The organism is Collinsella sp. OM06-18AC, from assembly GCF_003438785.1.
Classification (GTDB): Bacteria; Actinomycetota; Coriobacteriia; order Coriobacteriales; family Coriobacteriaceae; genus Collinsella.
This window is the reverse complement of record NZ_QSTX01000004.1, coordinates 128,691-151,308: the sequence shown is the minus strand read 5'-3', so window position 1 is coordinate 151,308 and position 22,618 is coordinate 128,691. Positions and strand designations below refer to the sequence as shown.

Annotated in this window: 20 protein-coding genes and 5 tRNA genes; 23 read left to right on the top strand and 2 right to left on the bottom strand. The window is 58.5% G+C overall.

Annotated elements, in window-relative coordinates; genetic code table 11:
* The first annotated feature begins 50 nt into the window (after positions 1-50).
* From rsmA to proC, 6 genes are all read left to right on the top strand, one after another.
* Positions 51-911, top strand: a complete 861-nt coding sequence (gene rsmA / locus DXB86_RS03990; RefSeq protein WP_117736223.1) for a 16S rRNA (adenine(1518)-N(6)/adenine(1519)-N(6))-dimethyltransferase RsmA — start codon at positions 51-53, stop codon at positions 909-911.
* Entirely contained in the window at positions 901-1,818 is a 918-nt protein-coding gene (locus DXB86_RS03985) for a TatD family hydrolase (protein WP_117736222.1), read from the top strand. The genes rsmA and DXB86_RS03985 overlap by 11 nt, the downstream gene beginning before the upstream one ends.
* Before the next feature lie 43 nt (positions 1,819-1,861).
* Positions 1,862-1,948: transfer RNA gene (locus DXB86_RS03980), tRNA-Leu, on the top strand.
* 288 nt (positions 1,949-2,236) lie between these two features.
* Positions 2,237-3,175 (top strand): SPFH domain-containing protein, encoded by a 939-nt coding sequence (locus DXB86_RS03975; protein WP_055250521.1) that lies wholly within the window; start codon positions 2,237-2,239, stop codon positions 3,173-3,175.
* 6 nt (positions 3,176-3,181) lie between these two features.
* Positions 3,182-3,652 (top strand): 23S rRNA (pseudouridine(1915)-N(3))-methyltransferase RlmH, encoded by a 471-nt coding sequence (gene rlmH, locus DXB86_RS03970; RefSeq protein WP_117736221.1) that lies wholly within the window; start codon positions 3,182-3,184, stop codon positions 3,650-3,652.
* A 73-nt stretch (positions 3,653-3,725) separates the two neighbouring features.
* Positions 3,726-4,496 (top strand): pyrroline-5-carboxylate reductase, encoded by a 771-nt coding sequence (gene proC, locus DXB86_RS03965; protein WP_117736220.1) that lies wholly within the window; start codon positions 3,726-3,728, stop codon positions 4,494-4,496.
* A 158-nt stretch (positions 4,497-4,654) separates the two neighbouring features.
* Here proC and DXB86_RS10050 read toward each other — a convergent pair whose 3' ends face one another.
* A complete protein-coding gene (locus tag DXB86_RS10050; protein ID WP_168170424.1) occupies positions 4,655-4,828 on the bottom strand; it encodes a DUF6724 family protein in 174 nt (57 codons plus the stop codon).
* Between the two features lie 111 nt (positions 4,829-4,939).
* On the opposite strand from DXB86_RS10050, the gene serS reads away from it, so the two are divergent.
* The 7 genes from serS (at position 4,940) to DXB86_RS03930 (ending at position 10,382) form a co-directional block, all read left to right on the top strand.
* A complete protein-coding gene (gene serS, locus DXB86_RS03960) occupies positions 4,940-6,223 on the top strand; it encodes a serine--tRNA ligase (protein ID WP_117736219.1) in 1,284 nt (427 codons plus the stop codon).
* A gap of 171 nt (positions 6,224-6,394) precedes the next feature.
* Complete coding sequence (locus tag DXB86_RS03955; RefSeq protein ID WP_117583806.1) at positions 6,395-6,772, top strand: hypothetical protein; 378 nt, start codon at positions 6,395-6,397, stop codon at positions 6,770-6,772.
* A 77-nt stretch (positions 6,773-6,849) separates the two neighbouring features.
* A tRNA-Arg gene (locus DXB86_RS03950) sits at positions 6,850-6,926 on the top strand.
* A gap of 164 nt (positions 6,927-7,090) precedes the next feature.
* Positions 7,091-7,167, top strand: a tRNA-Arg gene (locus DXB86_RS03945).
* A gap of 159 nt (positions 7,168-7,326) precedes the next feature.
* Positions 7,327-7,403, top strand: a tRNA-Arg gene (locus DXB86_RS03940).
* Positions 7,404-7,757: 354 nt separating this feature from the next.
* Positions 7,758-10,199: a lipopolysaccharide assembly protein LapB gene (locus tag DXB86_RS03935; RefSeq protein WP_117736218.1), complete on the top strand. Its 2,442-nt coding sequence runs from the start codon at positions 7,758-7,760 to the stop codon at positions 10,197-10,199.
* A gap of 92 nt (positions 10,200-10,291) precedes the next feature.
* A tRNA-Ser gene (locus DXB86_RS03930) sits at positions 10,292-10,382 on the top strand.
* 320 nt (positions 10,383-10,702) lie between these two features.
* Here the strand turns inward: DXB86_RS03930 and DXB86_RS03925 are convergent.
* On the bottom strand, positions 10,703-12,043 hold the full coding sequence (locus tag DXB86_RS03925; RefSeq protein WP_157758021.1) for a D-alanyl-D-alanine carboxypeptidase family protein: 1,341 nt from the start codon (positions 12,041-12,043) through the stop codon (positions 10,703-10,705).
* 197 nt (positions 12,044-12,240) lie between these two features.
* On the opposite strand from DXB86_RS03925, the gene DXB86_RS03920 reads away from it, so the two are divergent.
* The 10 genes from DXB86_RS03920 to htpG all read left to right on the top strand — a co-directional run bounded on the left by DXB86_RS03920 (position 12,241) and on the right by htpG (position 22,427).
* Positions 12,241-12,936: a response regulator transcription factor gene (locus DXB86_RS03920; RefSeq protein ID WP_117736216.1), complete on the top strand. Its 696-nt coding sequence runs from the start codon at positions 12,241-12,243 to the stop codon at positions 12,934-12,936.
* Between the two features lie 25 nt (positions 12,937-12,961).
* Positions 12,962-14,200, top strand: a complete 1,239-nt coding sequence (locus DXB86_RS03915; RefSeq protein ID WP_117736215.1) for a sensor histidine kinase KdpD — start codon at positions 12,962-12,964, stop codon at positions 14,198-14,200.
* A gap of 103 nt (positions 14,201-14,303) precedes the next feature.
* Positions 14,304-15,179 carry a phosphate ABC transporter ATP-binding protein PstB gene (pstB, locus tag DXB86_RS03910; RefSeq protein ID WP_199410983.1) on the top strand — a complete coding sequence of 292 codons (876 nt, stop codon included), beginning with the start codon at positions 14,304-14,306 and terminating at the stop codon, positions 15,177-15,179.
* Positions 15,180-15,243: 64 nt separating this feature from the next.
* Positions 15,244-15,972 (top strand): response regulator transcription factor, encoded by a 729-nt coding sequence (locus DXB86_RS03905; protein ID WP_089572665.1) that lies wholly within the window; start codon positions 15,244-15,246, stop codon positions 15,970-15,972.
* 3 nt (positions 15,973-15,975) lie between these two features.
* The gene (locus DXB86_RS03900) at positions 15,976-17,400 is read left to right on the top strand and encodes a cell wall metabolism sensor histidine kinase WalK (RefSeq protein WP_117634258.1); all 1,425 of its coding nucleotides are present in this window, start codon (positions 15,976-15,978) and stop codon (positions 17,398-17,400) included.
* 195 nt (positions 17,401-17,595) lie between these two features.
* Entirely contained in the window at positions 17,596-18,252 is a 657-nt protein-coding gene (locus DXB86_RS03895; protein ID WP_055250503.1) for a YveK family protein, read from the top strand.
* 2 nt (positions 18,253-18,254) lie between these two features.
* Positions 18,255-18,992, top strand: coding sequence for a CpsD/CapB family tyrosine-protein kinase (locus DXB86_RS03890; protein WP_117736214.1), 738 nt, complete (start codon positions 18,255-18,257; stop codon positions 18,990-18,992).
* A gap of 17 nt (positions 18,993-19,009) precedes the next feature.
* On the top strand, positions 19,010-19,660 hold the full coding sequence (locus DXB86_RS03885) for a tyrosine-protein phosphatase (protein WP_055250497.1): 651 nt from the start codon (positions 19,010-19,012) through the stop codon (positions 19,658-19,660).
* A gap of 39 nt (positions 19,661-19,699) precedes the next feature.
* Positions 19,700-20,200, top strand: a complete 501-nt coding sequence (locus tag DXB86_RS03880) for a GNAT family N-acetyltransferase (protein WP_055250496.1) — start codon at positions 19,700-19,702, stop codon at positions 20,198-20,200.
* A 202-nt stretch (positions 20,201-20,402) separates the two neighbouring features.
* Entirely contained in the window at positions 20,403-22,427 is a 2,025-nt protein-coding gene (gene htpG, locus DXB86_RS03875) for a molecular chaperone HtpG (protein ID WP_055250494.1), read from the top strand.
* The last annotated feature ends 191 nt before the right edge of the window (positions 22,428-22,618 follow it).

Below are 22,618 nucleotides of genomic sequence, written 5' to 3'. Positions count from 1 at the left end.
GTCCATGCCCTTTTGTTTCAAGACGCCGCCATCATGCTAAGGAGGCAACCATGACAACTTCGCCTTTGGCAAACCCCACGGCCACCAGGGAGCTGCTGGAGGAGTTTGGCCTTGCGACCAAGCATCGCCTGGGCCAGAACTTTCTAATCGACAATCATGTGATCGAGCGTATCTGCGAGCTTGCCGAGCTTGCAGGTGACGAGCGCGTACTCGAGGTGGGTCCGGGTTGTGGAACGTTGACACTTGCGTTACTGCAGGAAGCGGCGTGCGTTACGTCCATTGAGGCCGATCCCGAGCTTGAGCCGGTGCTCGATGCCCACGCCGCCGACTATGCCAACTTCCGCTTTATCATGGGCGATGCGCTCAAGGTGACGCCGGAGCAGATTGAGCAGGCCGCCGGTGGTGAGCCGACGGTATTTGTCGCGAATCTGCCCTATAACGTGGCGGCGACGATCATTCTTCAGTTCTTCCAGACGATGCCCGCGCTTAAGCGCGCTGTCGTCATGGTGCAAAAGGAGGTTGCCGATCGCATTGCCGCAGTGCCGGGCAACAAGACCTATGGCGGCTATGCGGCAAAGCTCGGCCTGTATGCGCAGGTGACGGGTCGCTTTGAGGTGCCGCCGCGTTGCTTTATGCCGGCGCCGCACGTGGACTCGGCCGTCGTGCGTATCGACCGTGTTGACGGTGTGGTGCCCGAAGAACTCGATCGCGAATTTGTGGCCCGCGTGATTGACGCTGCATTTGCTCAGCGTCGCAAGACCATCCGCAATTCCATGAGCGCCAACGGTTTTGCCAAGGACGTGCTCGATGCCGCCTTTGAGGCTTGCGGTATCGCACCCACCACGCGCGCCGAGACGCTTGATGTTGCCGACTTTGTCCGTCTGGCCCAGGAGCTCATCCATGATGCCTAATGCCGAACGCGTGACGTTTACCAAGAAAAAGAAGACGGTTGCTTGTCCCGTGCCCTTGGCACCGCTTGCTGACACGCATGCGCATCTGCTTTCGTTTTGGGGCAAAGAAGTGCCCGAGACACTCGTGCGCGCCAAAGCCGCGGGCATCGACCTGTTGGTGACGGTCTTCGATCCCATTGCCGATAAGCGCAGCGTGACGGACTATAGCGACTGGCTGACGCGCGAGATTCTGCCGATGCAGGATATCCCGCAGATCAAGTATCTTGCCGGCGTGCATCCGTATGGCGCGCCGGACTATACCGACGACGTTCACGCACAGGTCGTTGCTGCGCTTGATGACCCTTTGTGCGCCGGTATTGGCGAAATCGGTCTGGACTACCACATGGACTATGACGACGATATCGCGCCGGCACCCCATAACGTGCAGATTGACTGCATGGCGCGCCAGCTCGAGCTTGCCGTGCGTCGTAACGTGCCGGTGGAGCTGCATCTGCGTCACGAGGACATGGACCAGGAGCGTACCTCGCACGTGGACGCCTACAACGTGCTGCGCGAGGTGGGTGTGCCTCAGGCCGGTTGCGTGCTGCACTGCTTTGGCGAGGACCGCGCCACGATGGAGCGCTTTGTGGAGCTGGGCTGCTATATCGCCTATGGTGGTGCGGCCACCTTTAAGCGCAACGACGACGTGCGCGAGGCATTTGCGGCGACCCCGCTCGACCGCATTTTGTTCGAGACGGATTGCCCGTATATGGCGCCGGAGCCCATTCGCGGTCTTGAATGCGAGCCAGCAATGATCTCCATTACGGCAAACGCGCTGGTTAACGACCGTGTCGATCGCACTGGTGAGGACGCCGAAACAATCGCGCATGCCGCTTGGGAAAATGCCTGCAAACTTTTTCAAAAATAGTTCTTGCGTTCGCGGTGGCGCTCCGTTATTCTAATTCCTGCACGCGGGCGTGGCGGAATTGGCAGACGCGTACGGTTCAGGTCCGTATGGGGGCAACCCCATGAAGGTTCAAGTCCTTTCGCCCGCACCATTGATTGAAAGAGCTCCCAGCAATGGGAGCTTTTTTGTTATGGGCCCGTCGCAGGGACTTGAACCTGTGAAGGAGCGAGCGTAAAGAAAACGCGGAGCGTTTTTAGCGAGCTGGCGAGGACGCCGGCAGGCGGCCGATGCCGGTGCGGATCCGCGAAGCGGATACGCGGACGTCCTTTCGCCCGCACCATGGATTGAAAGAGCTCCCAGCAATGGGAGCTTTTTTGTTATGCACGATCTCCTTGGACGGGTATCCTAATGCCAACGTGTGCCTATCAGAGGAGAGACCATGCTGTTTTCCGGTATCATCGCCGCCCTTACCAGCCTTTTGATTCCCATCATCATCCTGTTGTTGCTGCTCCCCAACGCCTGCTACGTCGTTGAGCAGCAGCACGCTGTGATCATCGAGCGCTTGGGTAAGTTCAACCGTATCGTCAACGCGGGCTTCCACGTGAAGGTGCCCGTGATTGACCGCAAGGCCGCCACGGTGAGTCTGCGCACCATGAAAAATGGTTTTGGCATCGACGTTAAGACCCAGGACAACGTGACCATTGGCCTTGAGGTCTCCGCTCAGTACCACGTGAGCTATGACATGGGCGCCGGCCCGGCAGATTCGGGCATCTACAAGAGCTACTATATGCTGCAGGAGCCCGTCGACCAGATGCGCGACTTCATCACCGACGCCCTGCGCTCCTCCATCCCCGTCTACACACTCGATGAGGTCTTTGCCAAGAAGGATGACATCGCCAAGGATGTCAACGCTACCGTTTCCGAGCAGATGGCCGCCTACGGCTTCACCCTCGTGTCGACGCTCATCACCAAAATCGCACTGCCGACCGAGGTTGAGAACTCCATGAACGACATCAACGCTGCCCAGCGCAAGCGCGCTGCTGCGCAGGAGCTCGCCGAGGCCGACCGCATCAAGCGCGTCACCGAGGCGACCGCCGAGGCCGAGGCTATGGAAAAGGCGGGCGAGGGCATCGCCAACCAGCGCAAGGCCATCGCGCTGGGTATCAAAGATTCGCTCGAGATCATCCAGGAGACGGGTGTCGGCAATGACGAGGCCAACCAACTGTTCATGTTTACGCAGTGGTCCGAGATGATGACGGAGTTCGCTCGCACGGGTAAAACCTCGACGGTCGTGCTGCCGAGCGACTTTTCGCAGTCGGCCTCGATGTTCGAGCAGATGCTGGCCGCCGGCAAAGTTCAAAACGATTCGAAGGAGTAGACGCGCGTGAAATACACCGTCGTTTGCGTCGGTAAGCTCAAGGAGCGCTTTTGGAAGGACGCGTGCGCTGAGTACACCAAGCGCCTAGGTGCCTATGCCAAGGTGGATATGCGCGAGGTGGCCGATATCGACCCGGCCAAGGCGGGCGGTGTGGATGCCGCGCGCGACAAGGAGGGGGCGGCGATTCTTGCCGCCTTGCCATCTCGAGCGCATGTGATCCTGCTGGCTATCGAGGGCAAGGAGCGCTCGAGCGAGGAGTTTTCGGCGAGGCTCGACGATCTTATGCTGCGAGGCAGCAGCGACATTGCCTTTGTAATCGGCGGTTCGGACGGCGTGAGTGATGACGTGCGCGCACGAGCCGACGAGATGCTCAGCTTTGGACGCATTACCTTGCCGCATAACCTGGCGCGTGTGGTGCTGCTGGAGCAGATTTACCGTGCCTGCAAGATCAGCCGTGGCGAGCCGTATCACAAATAGGTCGGCAATACGAAACAATGGCGTGGGACAATACCTTTCGCTTTGAGGAATGTGTCTGAAAGGACTATGCGATATGAAGATTGGATTTGTCGGTTTTGGCAATATGGCGAGCGCTATGGCCGATGGCTGGATCGCTGCCGGTGTAGCTGCGAGCGACATGTGCGCCTGCGCGGGTCGCTACGACGCACTGGTTGAGCGCTGTGAGGCGCGCGGGATGGCCGCTTGCCACGATGCCGCCGAGGTTGTCGCCGCATCCGATATCGTGGTCGCTGCGGTCAAGCCGTACATGATCGAGAAGGTATTCGCCCCGCTCAAGGATGCTCTTGCCAAAAAGGTCGTTCTGTCGGTTGCCTGGACCTGGGACAGTGCCAAGTGGGAGCAGGTCCTGCCGGGCGTCGCGCATATCTCGACGGTGCCCAACACGCCGGTTTCGGTGGGCGAGGGCGTCATCGCTTGCGAGAAGGCTTCGACGCTTAACGACGAGCAGCGTGCTGTGGTGCTCGACCTGCTCGGTAAGCTTGGCGCTGTCGTCGAGCTCGACACAAGCCTGCTGTTTGTGGGCGGCACGGTGGGTGGTTGCGCTCCGGCGTTTGTCGCCATGGCAATCGAGGCCCTGGGCGATGCGGCGGTCAAGCACGGTATCCCGCGTGCGGATGCTTATCGCATTGTGAGCCAGATGGTGCTGGGTACGGCAAAGCTGCAGCTTGCAACTGGCCAGCATCCTGCGGCGATGAAGGATGCCGTATGCTCGCCCGGTGGTGCCACCATCAAGGGCGTCGTTGCGCTCGAGGACGCCGGCATGCGCAGCGCCCTGGTCAAGGCAATCGACGCAACCCTCCAGTAAAACCGACCAAAAAAGGGACAGGTTTATGTTGGCAGGTTTTTCCTGCGGTTTTGTCCTTTTAGCGAAAAGTGCCCCGCAACTGGCTCAATTCCAGTTGCGGGGCACTTGCGTTTGCCCAGATAAAACCGACCAAAATAAACCTGTCCCTTTTTGGCAGGTTAGTCCCAGAAGCTGTCTTCTTCGTCCTCGGACTTGGGGCCGCGGTCGACATACATCTTATGGGTGCGCTTCTCCATTACAAAGGCAATAATCGCAAACAGCAGGATGCCGCCGGCGAAAAGGATGGCAAAACCGGTGCGGGTGCCAAACAAAAAGGAAAAAACTGCGTCCATTGGGTGCCTTCTTGCGTAGTTGAGTTGGGTCGTAAACGCTCATAAGTATATACTTGCCCATACATGTACAAGGTTGCAACCTAAATGGAATGTATATCGCCGGAGGATCTAATGCTTGATATCAAGTTTGTTCGCGAGAACCCCGATGCCATCGATGTCGCCATGGCTAACCGCCAGACGTCTTGGGATCGCGAGAAGTTCTTTGAGCTCGACGACGAGCGTCGTGCCGTCATCACCGAGGTCGAGGAACTTCAAGCCACGCGCAATGCCGAGTCCAAGAAGATCGGCGCCCTGATGAAGGAGGGCAAGAAGGACGAGGCCGAGGCCGCCAAAGAGGCCGTGCGCGCCGTCAACGAGAAGATTGACGGTCTGGCCGAGCGCCGCACCGCCCTCGAGCAGGAGCAGTACGACTTCATGGCTCACCTGCCCAACATTCCTTGCGAGGCCACGCCGTACGGCAAGGACGAGGACGAGAACATCGAGCGCCGTCGTTGGGGCACCCCGCGCGAGTTCGACTTCGACTTTAAGCCGCACTGGGATCTGGGCATCGACCTCGACATCCTTGACTTCGAGCGCGGCAACAAGCTCTCCGGCAGCCGCTTCACCGTTCTCGGTGGCGCCGGCGCCCGTCTTGAGCGCGCCCTCATCAACTTCTTCCTCGATACGCACACCAGCCGTGGTTTTAAGGAGTGGTGGCCGCCCATCGTCGTCAAGCGTCAGACCATGTTCGGCACGGGCCAGCTGCCCAAGTTCGAGGACGACGCCTATCACGTCTCGGGCGACAACTTCCTGATCCCCACCGCCGAGGTCGTGCTCACCAACCTGCACGCCGGTGAGGTCCTCGACGCCGATACCCTGCCGCGCCGCTACACCGCCTTCACCCCCTGCTTCCGCGAGGAGGCCGGCTCCGCTGGTCGCGATACCCGCGGCATCATTCGCCAGCACGAGTTCGACAAGGTCGAGATGGTCAAGTTTGCCAAGCCGGAGGAGTCCGACAAGGAGCTCGAGAGCATGACCGCCGAGGCCGAGTTCCTGCTGCAGCAGCTGGGTCTTCCGTATCGCGTGATTAGCCTGTGCACCGGCGACCTGGGCTTCTCTGCCCGTCAGACCTACGACGTCGAGGTCTGGCTGCCGAGCTACAACGCCTACAAGGAGATCAGCTCCTGCTCCAACTGCGGTGACTTCCAGGCCCGTCGCGCCAACATCAAGTATCGCGACCCCGAGAACTTCAAGGGTTCGCGCTATCTGCACACCCTCAACGGTTCCGGTCTGCCGGCTGGCCGTACCATGGCAGCCATTCTGGAGAACTACCAGAACGCTGACGGCACCATCACGATCCCCGAGGTTCTGCGTCCCTACATGGGCGGCCTCGAGAAGATCGAGCCGGTCGCGTAGATTGGCTGCATAAGCGATTTGCTAGGGCACTCCTTTTTGGGGTGCCCTTTTTGTGTGCGGCCATACCATGCTGTGCGGACAGCTCAATAGAAAACACACGAACAACTGTTCTGTATACAGCCATCTACCTGCTATGCTTTTGCTAAATAAGAGCGAGAGAAAGGGGACGCGATGGAGCTGTTTGATGATCGGGTGGTTTTGTTTGAGAGCGACGAGGGCGGGGAGTACCTGCTTGTGACGTGTGAGCCGTCTGGCATGGGTGGCCTGGTGGTTCGACAGACGAGCGAGGGTCCGTTGACCCAATGGTGCTACGAGGAGTCGCCGCATGTGGTTGAGACGTTTGTGGCGCACGAGGGGCTTGTGGCCCTGGAGCATTTCTATGGGGTCCGGACATCTAACCAGGTTGCTCGCATGTTGAGTATCTCGTTTGCCGATTATGATTGTGCCCAGCGGGTGAGATCGCTCCTGAGGGAACTTGATGCTAAGTTTGACGTGATCGAAAAGCCAATCGATCGTACGGGGAACGACGGTATATGCGGAGCAGCATGACAAAACTGCGTTCCACAAAAAAGTTTGAGATTGTGCTTGACTCCAATAAGCTAAAGTGGTTTTATATGTTTTGCGCTGCGGCGTTACCTCAGCTGGATAGAGGGTCTGACTACGAATCAGAACGTCATAGGTTCGAATCCTATACGCCGCACCAATTGAAATTGAAAGCCTCCGGCAACGGGGGCTTTTCTTTTACGCCGGCACTGCATGGATTCGAACCACGGTCGAGGCACGAACAACTTAATTATCACTCCGTAAAATTTTTTCTAATTGTCGCTTGACCCATCGGGGGCTCGCGTGCATAATAATCCGTGCGTTGCGGCGTTACCTCAGCTGGATAGAGGGTCTGACTACGAATCAGAACGTCATAGGTTCGAATCCTATACGCCGCACCAATCGAACTTGAAGCCTCCGTGCAACGGGGGCTTTTCTTATATCGCGATGCGTCGAAGATCGCGCCAAGCCCTCCAAATGATTAAAAATCAAATTCGATAACTTTTTTTGAAAAAATGCTTGACCATTATTCAGTCTCTGTGCATAATAATCAACAAGTCGCGGCGTTACCTCAGCTGGATAGAGGGTCTGACTACGAATCAGAACGTCATAGGTTCGAATCCTATACGCCGCACCAACTGAACTTTAAAGCTTCCGGTAACGGAGGCTTTTCTTTTACGTAAACACCGCATTGATTCGAACCTCGGTCGAGGCGCGGGCGTAAAGAAAACGCGGAGCGTTTTTAGCCCGCGGGCGAGCGCGCCGGCAGGCGGGCGAAGCCGGTGCGGATCCGCGCAGCGGATGCGCGGAATCCTATACGCCGCACCATTTGAGATTAAAGCTCCCGGCAACGGGGGCTTTTCTTTTGCGCCAGCTTGAGTGCTTTCGTCCAAAGGGACGATTTCCTGTCGACTCGTGTAAGATTCCGAGTAGATGTCGCGACTTATTCGCGACCACTCCTTCTTCAAGCGACCGATCAGGGTGATATTCCGTGGCAGAGCGTCCGACATACAAGCTCAGGTTTCTCGATCCCAAGAAGCGCTTTCCGGCGATGCCCGAGCAGCCTGCGGGACGCTCATATGGCGTGGTCTGGAAACTCTTTGGCGAGGATCAGCATGAATCTTGTTATGTCGTCGAATTCGTTGGCAAAAGCCATGTGTCGCTTTTGGGCTACGTAAGCGTTTCGGGTGAGGTGTACAAGGTGGACCGCCCCGTCAGCGAGGCTCCGCTGCCCAACGATCCCGACATGGAACTGGTCCTTGACGAGTCGGACTCCGGTATTGGTGAGATTATGGTGAGGGGAGCAAACGGCACGATGCGCGCGTGCGCGCGAACCGTCGGCTCTCCCGAAGGTCTCATGCGCGAACAGTCCGATCACGAGACATGGAATTCGACCCGCTCCCTTCCTTACGGTGAGTTCATGGCATCGATGTTCCTGCGTTACGTGATATTCGCTGACTCCGAAAATACCATTGCGAGCACGGCGGACGCCGACGGACTCGACGAGGGTATGCAAAACGTTGTCGACAAGATCAAGCTCGTAAAGTTGCCCGAGCCGGTCGAGGTGTTTTTGGGCTTTAACGCGACACCGCTACCTGACGCTATCGAGACGCTGCTCTACCGCGTTGACCATGCCGAGAATCCGAGCGGTATCGAGCGCTATGCCGCCGCCCTTATGAGTGAAATTGACTTGCCTCGCTTGCGCACCATCGCCGCTAAGTCCGAGATGAGCCTGGCTCGCATCGATCGCTCAAAGCTTTTCTATCTCAATTTTGATCGCAGCCTGCTGGACCAGGACGAGATTGACATGCTGCTTGCCATCGAGTGCCGTCTTAACCGTCTCTCCGGCATCCTTGAGCACATCGGGGCCGGATTGGTCCCTGCGGCATCCTCGCCGAGCCTTGAGGGCTGCGCGCTCTTTGATGCGTGGCATATCGCCAAGACGACCAACGATGTTCCCCGACTGCTCGATACGGCCTCGAGCGATAACCCGTGGGGCAATCCGGGTACGGCGGCTTGCCAGCCGGGCGGTGAGTGGGATGTGCGTACCCGCTTCGCGCGTATTGTCGAGGCACTTAACGTGGTCACGCGGCTCGACTATACCTATCGGGCAAACGTTGCCGAGGGGATCATGCTCGTTCGGTTTGGGCAGTCTGTCGTTGATGCTATGCCACAACGTGAATACGACGCTCAAGATGACGCCTGGCGCGAGTTGGACGAGGACGCGCGCACGATCTGGGCCGCGGAGCACGATGCGCGCGTGGCACTCACGCTTGCAGCAGCGTGTTTTGCCGCGGGCACCTGCATCACGCGCTGCTATGTGCAGATTGCTGCTCCCGACAGTGGGCAGGGCGAGCGCGTTGTCGCAACATATTTCTTTGGGCGCGCGGCCTATCTGGCCGATTGCGTGTCTGTCGCCAAGGATCTTGAGAGCATGGACATGGACGATATGCCGTGCAAGCGTGTGCTTGAGGCGTATGAGTCAACCGCTCCGGAGACGATTGAGCCTGCGGAGGTTCATGCTCGTCCGCGTGATGACCATCGCACGCTGCCGCCGGCGCTGCGCGATCTGCTGCTTGCCGATACGGCTGATGAGTTGGAGGTCATGGAAGAGGACGACGACCCATACGTGGCCCGTGTTGTTGAATTGCGCGAGCAGGCAAAAGTCGACCGTACAGGTGCCTTTGAAGGCTTTTCCCGTCTTGTCGAGGAGTTAGAGGCTAAGTGCGCCGTCGCCGAGCTTTTGGCGGCAGGTCCGGTTCAAACGCAGTTTTGCGATAACCAGCTGGTGCGCATGGTGCTACCGGTGTTGGAAGAAGACCGCTCTGTGCGAATCCTTCGTGCGCCCGATGCGCTGTACTTTGCCCAGCACGAGATCTGCAGCTTTTACGCCGAGCAAGAGGACTTTGAACGAGCGCTGCCCGAGGTGCGCCATCTTTACGATCTGGCGCGCTCGTCCATGCAATCGCACTTTGCGCTCATCAACGTGCTTGCGCGTCTGGAGCGCTTTGACGAGATTATCGAGGTGGCGCGCCACGGCCTACGTATTGCCAGCGATCGTTCTGCAATCGGCTACCTGTTCTATCGCTTGGCGTTTGCCTATTGGAATTGCGATCAGCTCGACCTGGCGCTGGCTTGTTACCGTCTGGTGCCGCGCGGCGAGGAGTCGGGCAGCAGCGCGCTGGAAGAAATGCAGGGCCTTATGAACGAGATGGGTGTCAGCGAGCCTCCGACGTTCGAGGAAGCGGTCGAGACCATCCGCAGGGCTGGACTCGAATTGCCGCCAGTGTCCGCCGTGACGAATCAGCTGGCAGATGCCGCTGTGCAACTGGTCGACAACGGTTTCTTTTTCCTGGCGCGCGGTTGTATCTTCCAAATGTGGCGCACCATGGGCAACGACGAGCTCGGCTCCCTCAACCGCTCGCTGGGGTAGGCGAAGCTTTCAAGAAGGAAAGGCTGCTAGGCAATTAGAAAATTTCCTCTTGCCCATCCTTGGCTGTTTGGTTACTATAGAACGGCTGTTACGGAGAGCTGACCGAGAGGCCGAAGGTGCTCGCCTGCTAAGCGAGTATGCCCCAAAAGGGCATCTGGGGTTCGAATCCCCAGCTCTCCGCCAGTATGACTTGAAAGAAGGGTCCCATTTGGGGCCCTTTTTTGTGCGGAGAAAGGAGGCTGGGGATTCGAACCCGAGAGGGCACGGGCGTTAAGCAAACGCGAAAGCGTTTGTAGCCCGTGGGCGAAAAGCCGCCAGGCTTTGAAGCCGGAGGGCATGCGCAGCATGCCCGGACATCCCCAGCTCTCCGCCAGTATGAACTTGAAGAAGGGTCCCATTTGGGGCCCTTTTTATTATCAAGAATGGCGGCTGGGGATTCGAACCTCAAAAAAGGAGGCATCCTTTCGGACGCCTCCTTTCAGTGGACTTATTATTCTTGCGCCCTACACCTCGGGCGCCTTGGCGACGGTCTCGCTTTCTGCCGTGAGTGGGCGGTTGTCGATGCGACGGCCCAAGCGATCGAGCTTCACGAGTAGCCATTCAATGGGATTCGGCCCTGCGCCTTCCTCGTCGGCAACTAGGTCCATGACGGCGATCTTGGTGCCGTCCTGCTTGAGCGTGACGCTGCCCACCTTGTCGCCCACATGCACCGTGCCCGAAAGATCGTCGTAGCTAACCTTTTCGGTCACTTCGCCGGCAAGGGAAAACACGGTCGCTTGCGCCGTGGGATCGGCGAGTGTGGCGTCGATCGTCTTATCCGTCCAGTCGGTTTGACCAATGCGCGCCATAAGCGGGTTGCCGTTGGCGGTCTTTTCCTGCGTGTTGGCGATTGCGACCGTCACCTTGTGACCGTAGTACCAGTTGGCAAGGGTGGCGGTATCGGTAAAGCGCTGGTCGGTGGTGGTGGAGTTCAAAACGACGGTGTAGATCTCGTCGCCGTCGCGGTTGTAGGCGCTCGTGAAGCAGTAGCCCGCGTCGTCGGTGGTGCCGGTCTTGCCGCCAATGTTGCCATCTTGGCCCAGCAAATAGTTATGCGTGTCCATGGAATGCGAATGGTCGGTGCCGTCGGCGCCCGTGACCTCGATCCAGGAATCCTCGCTCGCTACGACCTCGCGGATCGTATCGTTTTTCATGGCCTCCTGCATCATCAGTGCCACGTCATGTGCGGTTGAGTGCATATCGCCAGCCCACTCATCAAAGTCCAGACCATGCGGGTTTTCAAAAAGCGTACCGGTGCAGCCGAGCTTCTTAGCGCGCTCGTTCATGGCCTTCACAAAGGTTGCCTCGGCGTCTTTGGTCTTAGGGTCGATCTTCTTGCCCACATATTCGGCGAGCACGATGGCGGCGTCGTTGCCCGAGGGAATCATCAGGCCGCGCAGTGCCTGCTCCACGGTAAGCTCGTCACCTTCGAGCAAGCCGGCGGTCGAATTACCCACGGTGGCTGCGGCGTTGCTCACCGTGACCTTCTCGTCCATCTTGCAATTCTCGACGGTTAGGATTGCGGTCATGACCTTGGTGATCGAGGCGATTTTGACCTGCTCATCGGCGCCGCGGGCATAGTAGACGGTGCCGTCTTTGCCCATGACGAGGGCATTGGTCGCATCGATATCGGGCAGGTTTTCTGCCGTGATGCCGCGCGCATCGGCGGTTTTGCCGCAGACATTGTCGGTCGTGAGCACTTGGGCGCCGGCGACGGTGGGCACGCCAGCGGCAAGGGCGATAGCGCAGACAAAGCCGGCGGCAAGCTGGGCTGAGCGCTTTGCAAAAGAGGTGAGGGACTTCACAGATTTCGCTTTCGACGGGACGGTCTCTTCTGGAACTAGAGTATATCGTTTACCGGTGTCGGCGATCATCGCGTGCGCGCGTGGCCCACATCCGCGCCCGAACGGGCACAAGGGTGCTTAAGGCCGACTTAATCACCCACGCTTGTTGTGTGTGGCGTGCGCCCCCTCGGGCATAATGGAGCGCGAGAGGAGCACGCATGAACGAGCGCATTTTGGTAGTTGATGACGAAAAGGCCATCGCCGACTTGGTTGGTATCTACCTTACAAAAGAAGGCTTTGACGTACAGGTCGCCTATAGCGGGGCCGATGCTGCCAAGGCAATCTTGGAGCAGGAGTTCGATCTTGCGCTGCTGGATGTCATGCTGCCCGATATCGATGGGCTTGAGTTGCTGCGTACGATCCGTTCCAGCCATACCTATCCCGTGATCATGCTGACGGCGCGCGATGCCCAGCAAGACAAGATCGAGGGCCTTTCGCTTGGCGCGGACGATTACGTGGTTAAGCCGTTCCGCCCGCTGGAGCTCATCGCGCGCGTGCACGCTCAGCTTCGTCGCTACACCAGCTACGGTAGCCGTGCGCAGGCGGCCGAGTCGCCGACCATCCAGCTCGACGGCCTAGAGATCAACCGCGATGCCCGTTCCGTAACGGTGGACGGTGCGCCGGTTCGCCTCACGCCCATCGAGTATTCCATCTTGCTGTATCTGGTCGAGCATCGCGGCAGTGTGGTGGCCGTGGAGGATCTGTTCCGCGCGGTATGGAACGAGGATTTTATGCCCGGCTCCAACAATACGGTGATGGTGCACATTCGCCACCTGCGCGAAAAGATCGGTGACGACGCTCAAAAGCCGCGCTTTATCAAAAACGTCTGGGGCGTCGGCTACATAATCGAATAAGGCCTTTGATGGTGGGGAAGTGGATATGACAAAAGACGATAGGCAGGCATTCGAGGTGCCCGATCGACTCTTTGAATACGTGAGGTCGGTCGTCGACAACCGCGCGCTTGCAACGGTGCTGCTCTTTTTGCTGAGCCTGCTGCTGATTGGCATCGATAGCATCGCTGGAATCTTGGCGGTGCTGCTTGTCGGCTTTTTGCTGATCGATCGATTTGAAGTCGTGCGCCGCTGCGTGGTGATTGGCGGTGCCGCGTGGGCCATGACGTTGGCGATTGGCGCCATGGCGCTCGGCGGCATCGAAGGGCCGGTGCTGTTCGATGCCGTCTTTGTATTCAACATGCTTGGCTTTGTGCTGGCGCTTGCCGTGTGCGTGCTGTTCTTTTGCGGCCGCGCCCTGTACTACCAGGGCTACGAGCAGGGCGAGCAGCATGCCGATTGTGTGCTGGCCGCTCGTATTCAAGATCGCCTGATCGATCACCCCGACACCTGGGATAACATCGACGGCGACTTCCTGGAGGTCGAGGGCGCACTCAACCGTGTGCGTGATCGCGAGCGCAAGGTGCAACAGGCCTTGCGTGACGAGTCTCATCGCAAGGACGATCTGGTCACGTACTTGGCACATGACCTACGCACCCCGCTTGCCAGTGTGGTGGGCTATCTTTCGCTGCTGCAAGAGGCTCCTGAGCTGCCGGTTGAGCAACGTGCGCACTTTACGGGCGTGGCGCTCGACAAGGCGCACCGGCTCGATGCGCTCATCGAAGAGTTCTTCGATATCACGCGCTTTGACTTCCACGATATCGTGCTCACGCGCGGCTATGTTGATCTGGGGTTGCTGCTGGCTCAGGTGGCTGACGAGTTCTATCCCATCCTCAACGAGCAGCATAAGGAAGCCCAAGTTGATATTCGCGAGGACCTGACGGTGCTCGTGGATGGCGACAAGATGGCCCGCGTGTTCAACAACATCATGAAAAACGCCGTCGCCTATAGCTATGAGGGTTCGACTATCACGATTGAGGCCAGGCGCCAAGACGATGGCGGCGTGCGCGTGCGCTTTATCAATCAGGGCGATCCTATCCCTGCGGCTAAGCTCAAGGTGATCTTTGAGAAGTTCTATCGCCTGGATGCGGCGCGTGCGACCAATCGCGGTGGTGCCGGTTTGGGCCTTGCTATTGCCAAGGAGATCATCGCGGCACACGGCGGTACCGTTGCATGTGAATCGACGCCCGAACACACGATATTCACCATCGAGCTGCCCGCCGCATAGCTAGCGTGCCCTTACAAACACTTGACAATGTGCTCACGTGCGTATGAGCCGCGATTCCTACTATCGATACTGCTGAATTGATATCGATATGGAGGTGTGCGGTATGACGGCTGCTGCGGCTGTGGAGCCCACGAAGCTTGAAGAACTCATGGAAGCGCAGGCCGAGGCCGCGCATGAGCGCGAGGTTGGGGATGCGACTCGCCCCACGGCAGAGGATCTTGCCGCCTCGCCGACGCGCATCGACGTCGAGGGCCTCGACCTGTTTTATGGCGACCACCATGCGCTCAAGGACGTGAATATCAAGATCCGCGACAAGCAGATCACCTCGTTCATCGGGCCTTCGGGCTGCGGAAAGTCCACGTTGCTGCGCTGCTTTAACCGCATGAACGACGGCATCAAGGATTGCCGCATCGAGGGCAAGATTGCGCTCGATGGTCAAGATATCCTGGGCGATTGCGACATCTGCCGTTTGCGCCAGCGCGTGGGCATGGTGTTCCAACGCCCCAACCCATTTCCCATGAGCATCTACGACAACGTCGCCTACGGTCCTCGCGGTATGGGTGTGCGCGACCGCGCCGTGCTCGATGAGCTGGTCGAGGACTCCCTGCGTCGCGCTGCCCTGTGGGACGAGGTCAAGGACAAGCTCAAAGAGTCGGGCCTGGGTCTTTCGGGTGGACAGCAGCAGCGCCTGTGCATCGCCCGCGCACTTGCCGTGCAGCCCGACATTCTGCTGATGGACGAGCCGACCTCGGCACTCGACCCTGTGTCGACGTTGGTGGTGGAGCAGCTGGCCTGCGAGCTCAAGGAGACCTGCACGCTGGTGGTCGTGACGCACAACATGCAGCAGGCCGCGCGTATTTCCGATTCGGTTGCGTTCTTTTTGCTGGGTGAGCTGGTGGAGCACGCGCCCACCGCGCAACTCTTTAAGAATCCGTCCGATCCGCGCACCGCGGATTATTTGACGGGGCGTTTTGGCTGACGCTGTCTTTTACAGGTGCCTTTAGGGTTAAGATGCGGTCATATCGGCCGCAAAGGGGTTCAACATGATCTATTACGTCGAGGACGATGACAACATCAGGGATTTGACAGTCTACGCGCTGCGCAAGCAGGGAATCGAGGCCGAGGGCTTTTCGTGTGATGGCGAGTTTAAAGCTGCCGTGGCGCGACGGGTGCCCGATGCTGTGCTGCTCGATATCATGCTGCCCGACACCGATGGCTTGGCGATTATGCGTCGCCTGCGTGCCGATCGCCTGACGGCGACGGTGCCCATCATGATGCTTACCGCCAAGGACACCGAACTCGACAAGGTGATGGCGCTCGATGGCGGTGCCGACGATTACCTGACTAAGCCGTTTTCGCTCATGGAGCTTGCGAGCCGCTGCCGCGCACTGCTGCGTCGCGGCGGCATGGTCAAGCAGGCGAGCGATGTGCTCAGCGTGGGCGACATCGTGCTTTCGCCTAGCCATCGCGAGGTGACCGTTGCCGGCGAGCCGCTTAAGCTCACCCTGCGCGAGTTCGACCTGCTCGAGTACCTCATGCGCAAGCCCGGCGTGGTCTTTACCCGCGAGTCGTTGCTGCAGAGCGTGTGGGGCTGGGACTTCGACGGCGGTTCGCGCACCGTTGACGTGCACGTGCAGACGCTTCGCCAAAAACTGGGCGAGCATGCCAGCGCCATCGAGACCGTGCGCGGCGTGGGTTATCGCCTGGCCGAGCCTTCTGCCGGTGATGGTGCCGAAGGCGACGACACCGCGGCCACCGCATCGGAGGAGTAACCCGTGGTCTTCGCCCCCCAGGGAAAACATACGCTGTCGCACCGCGTTTTTGTGACGATCTTTGTCTGCGCCATGGCGGTTATCGTGGCGTTTACGGTGCTGGGTGCGTTCTTTGTGCAAAACACTTTGGCGGATGCCACGAGTGCCAATCTGGCGCAGGAAACCGAGCTCATTGCTGCCGCCCTCGACGAGCAGCAGGAGCCCATTCCGTTCTTGCGAAGCCTCGATCGCGAGGATCTTCGTATCACGCTGATCAATAAGGACGGATCTGTTGCCTACGACAACGAGGCGTCGCCTTCCACACTGCCCAACCATGGCGATCGCCCCGAGGTCATCGAGGCCTTTGAGAGTGGTTCGGGTTCCGCGGAGCGCGCAAGCTCTACACTCGACGAGATTATGCTGTATCGCGCCGTCACCCTTGATAACGGCCAGGTCGTTCGCTTGGCGCAGGCCCAGCCTGGCGTTGCGGCGATTTTGCTGTCGATGCTGGCGCCGATGCTGCTTATCGCAGCAGCGGGTGCAGTACTCTCGTTTTTTATGGCGCGCCGTGAGTCCCGTGCCATCATCGCGCCGTTGCAAGAGGTGGATTTGGATCACCCACGCCGTAGCTATGAGCACGCCTATGCCGAGATGGTCCCCATGCTTGAGCGCATCGAGTCGCAGCGCCAGGAACTCAAGCGCCAAATGGCGGTGCTAGCGGACAACGACCGTATGCGCCGCGAGTTCACGGCGAATATCACCCATGAGCTCAAGACGCCGCTTACGGCGATTTCGGGCTATGCCGAGCTCATCGCAAATGGCATGGTCGAGGGCGAGGACGACCTGCGCAACTTTGGCGGTCGCATCTATCGTGAGGCGGGCCGCTTGGCAGCGCTTGTCAACGACATCCTTACGCTGTCTAACTTGGACGAGGCCGAACGTGCAACTGAAGGCGAGGCAGTGCCCATTGGGTCCACGGAGCCTATTGAGCTCTCGCGTGCGATCTACGCGGTTGAGCAGCGTCTTGAACAGGTTGCCCGTCAGGCGAATGTGACGATAAGTCATGAGACCAAGCCTGTGGTCATCGAAGGCGTGTCGCGCTTGGTCGACGAGCTCATCTATAATCTGGCAAGCAACGCCATCCGCTACAATCGGCCCGGCGGTACGGTTACGCTGCAGTGCGGCACCAACGACGAAGGCCATCCGTTCCTCGCTGTCGCCGACACGGGAATCGGTATCGCGCCTGAAGAACAGGGCAAGGTATTTGAGCGGTTCTATCGCGTGGACAAGAGTAGGTCCAAGGCACGCGGCGGAACCGGCCTGGGGCTTGCCATTGTCAAGCATGCGGCCCTGTATCATCACGCCACGCTTGATCTGTCGAGCGAGTTGGGCGTGGGAACCACCATTACGGTGACGTTTCCCATACAGCAGGACGAGCCATTCGCATAGCGATACAACACAGATATTGATGTAGACGCCGCATTTGACTTTCGGGTGCGGCGTTGTTGTGCAATTTTACGATTGCTTCCGACATTTTTACAGGAGAGCCTGTTTCTTATGTATAGAGTTTGGTCTCGGTAAAAAGATGCGATAACATACGGACAGTTTTGTCAATCCGAACTGGGGAAATGAAAGGCAAGCTGCATGACCCTTCTCGAACTGTTCCAGCTGCTGAAGAAGCACCTCAAGCTGGTCATCACCCTTCCGGTGGTCTGCGCGATCGCCATGGGCATCGTGTCCTTCGTTGCGATGGACAACACCTATACCGCGACGACGAGCATGTACATTCTCGCCAAGACCGACGATAGCGGTCAGATGAGCTACAACGATCTCTCGGCGAGCCAGATGCTTTCCAACGATATCGCCACGCTGCTGGATAGCGATAGCGTTAAGAGCGGCGCCGCCAAAGAACTGGGTCTCACCGATTTGGATGACTACAAGGTGTCTGTTTCCTCCGAGACCACCACGCGTGTCATTACGCTTTCGGTTACCGGCACCGATGCCAAGGAGACGGCTGAGGTCGCAAAGGCCATTGCCAGCTCGGTGAGTACGGTCGCTCAGAACGTCGGCGCTGCCCAGAGCATCAACGTTATCGACGAGGCTAAGACCCCCGAAGCCCCCAGCGGCCCCAAGCGCACGCTGTATATTGCCGTCGCGTTCCTCGCCGGTATCTTTATCGCAGTTGCCTATGTCGTTTTGGCAGACATGCTCAATACCCGCATCCGCGGTGCCGAAGAGGCAGAAGAGCTCCTGGGTATTCCCGTTGTTGGCCGAATTCCGGCTATGAAAGGTGGTAAATAGGCATGGCTAAGGCAAAGAACACCGATAAGCTCGTTGTGCAGAATGCCGCCAAGACCCTTCTGGCCAACATCCGCTTTGCGAGCGTGGACGACCCCATTCGCACCATCACCGTTACCTCCTCGATTCCCAACGAGGGCAAGTCTACGGTTTCCATTAATCTTGCTCAGGCAATCGCCACGAGCGGCAAGAGTGTCCTGCTGGTCGAGGCTGATATGCGTCGCAGGTCCCTTGCCGATATGCTCGGCGTCCGCTCCCGCGGCGGACTCTATGCAGTCCTGTCCGAGCAGGTTTCTATCGACCAGGCGATTGTCGAGACAGGTCAGAAGAATTTCTACTTCCTCGATGCTGAGCCGCATATTCCCAATCCTGCCGACATCATCGTCTCCCATCGCTTTGCCAAGCTGGTCAAGGCACTGTCTGCTAAGTTCCAGTACGTCATCTTCGATGCTCCTCCGGTCGGCACCTTCATCGATGCTGCCGAGATTGCCAGCCTGACCGACGGCGCGCTGTTCGTGGTGCGCGAGGACTTTACCAAGCGCGAAGAGGCGCTCAACGCTATCGCCCAGCTTAAGAAGTCCGAGAAGGTCAAGCTCATCGGTACCGTCATGAATTACTGTGAGACCGAGACCAGCGAGTACTATTATTCTTACTACACCAAGGACGGTAAGAAGGTTAAGAAGGGCTCCGACGATCAGGGCACTTCCAAAAAGGGCATCTTCACCAACCGAGCAAACGTTTAGTTGATTAAGGCTGACCTATGCGTGACATTCATTGCCATATCTTGCCGGGTGTAGACGACGGCGCCGCCGATCTCGAAGAGAGCTTGGCGATGCTCGAGGCTGCCAAGCGGGCCGGTGTAACCAGAATCGTTTGCACTCCTCACTGCCGTGATCCCTATTTTGATTACGACAAGATGTGGGATGCCTTTGAGCTGCTGCGCGATAACGCTGACGGTTTTCCGCTCCAGATGGGCTTCGAGGTCAACCATCGAAAGCTCGTTGAGCTTGGTATCGATGCCGCGGATCACTTGCATTTCGATGGGACCAACGAGTTTCTGCTCGAGCTTTCGACGCATGCCGATGCGTATGCGTTTAGAGAGTACGAGAACACGATTTACGATTTGCAGTGCCGTGGCTATCAGGTGATCATCGCTCATCCTGAGCGCTATCGTGCGGTTCAAAAGGATGTAAGCGTGGCGGAGCGCCTGGTCGATATGGGCTGCAAGCTGCAGGCTTCGGCGGACTTTATTGCCGGCGGTCGCTTTGGTCGCGAGAAAAAGCCGGCACAGCGCCTGTTCGATCAGAACCTGTACAGCTTCATCGCGAGCGATGCCCATAACGTGGGTCATTACGACTGTCTGGCGAAGGCTCGCGCGAAGTTTAGCGTGCGCGGAGCTCATTTTCGCTAAAATCTGTCCCTAACGTTCGCGTTGAATGAAAGGGCAGCTATGGATATCCAACTTAAGACGGGATGCTTTGATGACGCGGCGTTGGTGCGCCGCGTCGTTTTTATGGACGAGCAGGGCTACGAGAATGAGTTTGACGCTATCGACGAGGATCCGAACTGCATCCATGTGACGCTCTATGTAGACGGTGAGCTTGCCGGTTGCTCGCGCGTGTTTCCCGAAGAACTCGAGCGCGCAGCTGACGCAGAGGCTCCGGTGTCGCCGGCGTGCGACTTGGACGAAGGCGTCGCGGCGGGGGAGACCTACATTATGGGGCGCGTGGCCGTGCTGCCGAGCATGCGCCGTCGCGGTTTGGCGAGCAAGATTGTCGAGGCCAGTGATACGTGCGCGCGTGATGCCGGCGCCAAGCTCATTAAGCTGCACGCGCAGGAATACGTGCTGCCGCTCTATGCCAAGGCGGGTTACACGCAGATTGCCCCGGTGGACTACGAAGACGAGGGCCAGCCCCATGTTTGGATGGCCAAGCGCGTAGATGGCAGATAGGGACGTTCCTTTCCTGCCGGCAGTCGGGGACACTCCTTGGCAATTGGCGCATCAGAGCGTTTGGACATACAGTTTTTCGATTCCGTATGTATATATGCGCGCTAATGGGTTATAAAATCTAAGTCTGGACATAGCAGGTCTGCGATGCGGCTCGGGCAACCGGGCCGTTTTTGCGGACGGGGGTAGCGCGAAAGGACTGCACATGCGTCAATTTAAGACCGAGAGCAAAAAACTGCTCGACCTCATGATCAACTCCATCTACACCAATAAGGAAATCTTCCTGCGCGAGCTTATCTCCAACGCGAGCGACGCCGTCGACAAGCTCAACTTTAAGAGCCTGCAGGACCCGAGTGTCAAGCTCGACCAGGGCGACCTGGCTATTCGCGTCTCTTTTGATAAAGACGCCCGCACCATTACCATCTCGGATAACGGCATTGGCATGACCGCCGAGGAGCTCGAGCGCAATCTGGGCACCATCGCCCATTCCGGCTCCGAGGAGTTTAAGACTGAGAACGCCGAGCAGCAGGGTTCCGATGTCGACATCATCGGTCAGTTTGGCGTGGGCTTCTACTCTGCCTTTATGGTTGCCAGCCACGTAAAGGTTGTCAGCCGCGCCTATGGCGAGGACACCGCCCACGTTTGGGAGTCCGACGGTCTTGAGGGCTACACCATCGAGGATGGCGAGCGTGCTGAGCACGGTACCGATGTCATCCTGACGCTGCGCGAGAACGAGAAGCTCGACGCCGACGGCGAGGCCGAGACCTACGATCGCTTCCTGACCGAGTGGGGCCTCAAGAGCCTGATTCAGCAGTACAGCAACTATGTGCGCTACCCGATTCAGATGATGGTGAGCAAGAGCCGCCAGAAACCCAAGCCCGAGGACGCCGGCGACGACTACAAGCCCGAGTACGAGGACTACCAGGAGCTCGAGACCATCAACTCCATGACGCCGATCTGGAAAAAGCGCAGCTCCGACGTTGAGCAGAAGGATTACAACGAGTTCTACAAGTCCACGTTCCACGACTTTGACGATCCCGCGCGCACTATCAGCTTCCATGCCGAGGGTACGCTTGAGTACGATGCGCTGCTGTTTGTGCCGGGTCGCGCCCCGTTCGATCTGTACAGCAAGGACTACGAGAAGGGCCTGGCGCTCTACAGTTCCAACGTGCTGATTATGGAGAAGTGCGACGACCTGCTGCCCGACTACTACAACTTTGTGCGCGGTGTCGTGGACTCTGCCGACGTGACGCTCAACATCTCGCGTGAGACGCTGCAACAGAACCGTCAGCTCAAGGCCATTGCCAAGCGTGTCGAAAAGAAGATCACTGCCGATCTTGAGGACATGCGCGACAACGACCGCGAGGCATACGAGAAGTTCTTTGAGAACTTTGGTCGCGGTCTGAAGTACGGCATCTACTCGAGCTACGGTATGAAGGCCGACGAGCTCGCCGACCTGCTGCTGTTCTGGTCTGCCAAGGAGCAGAAGATGATCACCCTGGCCGAGTATGCCAAGGGCATGCCCGAGGATCAGAAGGCCATCTACTACGCCGCCGGCGACTCGCGTGAGCGCTTGGCCAAGATGCCCGTGGTAAAGGGCGTGCTCGAGCGCGGCTATGACGTGCTGTTGCTGACGCAGGATGTGGATGAGTTCACGTTCCAGGCTATGCGTGAGTACGTTGCCGCCGATATGCCTAAGATCTACGAGGACGACGCCGCCCGCGAGGCTGCCGAGAAGGCCGTTGCCGACGGTGCCGAGCCCGAGGTCGAGGATCGTCATCTGGAGCTCAAGAACGTTGCGACCGGCGATCTTGACCTGGCGACCGAGGACGAGAAGAAGGAGGCCGAGGACGCCACCAAGGAGAACGAGGACCTCTTTAGCGCTATGAAGGAGGCGCTCGGTGACAAGGTCGAGAAAGTTGCCGTCTCCGCGCGCCTGACCGATGCCCCCGCTTGCATCACCACCGAGGGCCCGCTTTCGCTTGAGATGGAGAAGGTGCTCCAGAAGGGACCCGAGGGCGCGCCCGACGGCATGCCCAAGAGCCAGCGCGTGCTCGAGCTCAACGCCAAGCACCCGGTCTTCGACAAGCTTGTCGCTGCCCAGAAGGCAGGCGACGCCGACAAGATCAAGCAGTACTCCGGTCTGCTCTATGACCAGGCTCTGCTGGTCGAGGGCATTCTCCCCGAGGACCCCGTTGCCTTCGCGGCGGCTGTCTGCAACCTGATGTAGTTCGGGGATACGGCACCGTAACTAGATTAGAACGAGAGTGGATAATCTCCCACTTTTGGCTCGAATGCGGGCTTGAAGTGGGAGATTTTCCACTCTCGTTTCCTTTTGAATGATCCCTTGGGGACGGAGGAAAGCGGATCACCAGATCAGGCCGACCCCCTCGGTGATCCGTTTTCCTCCGTCCCCAAGGG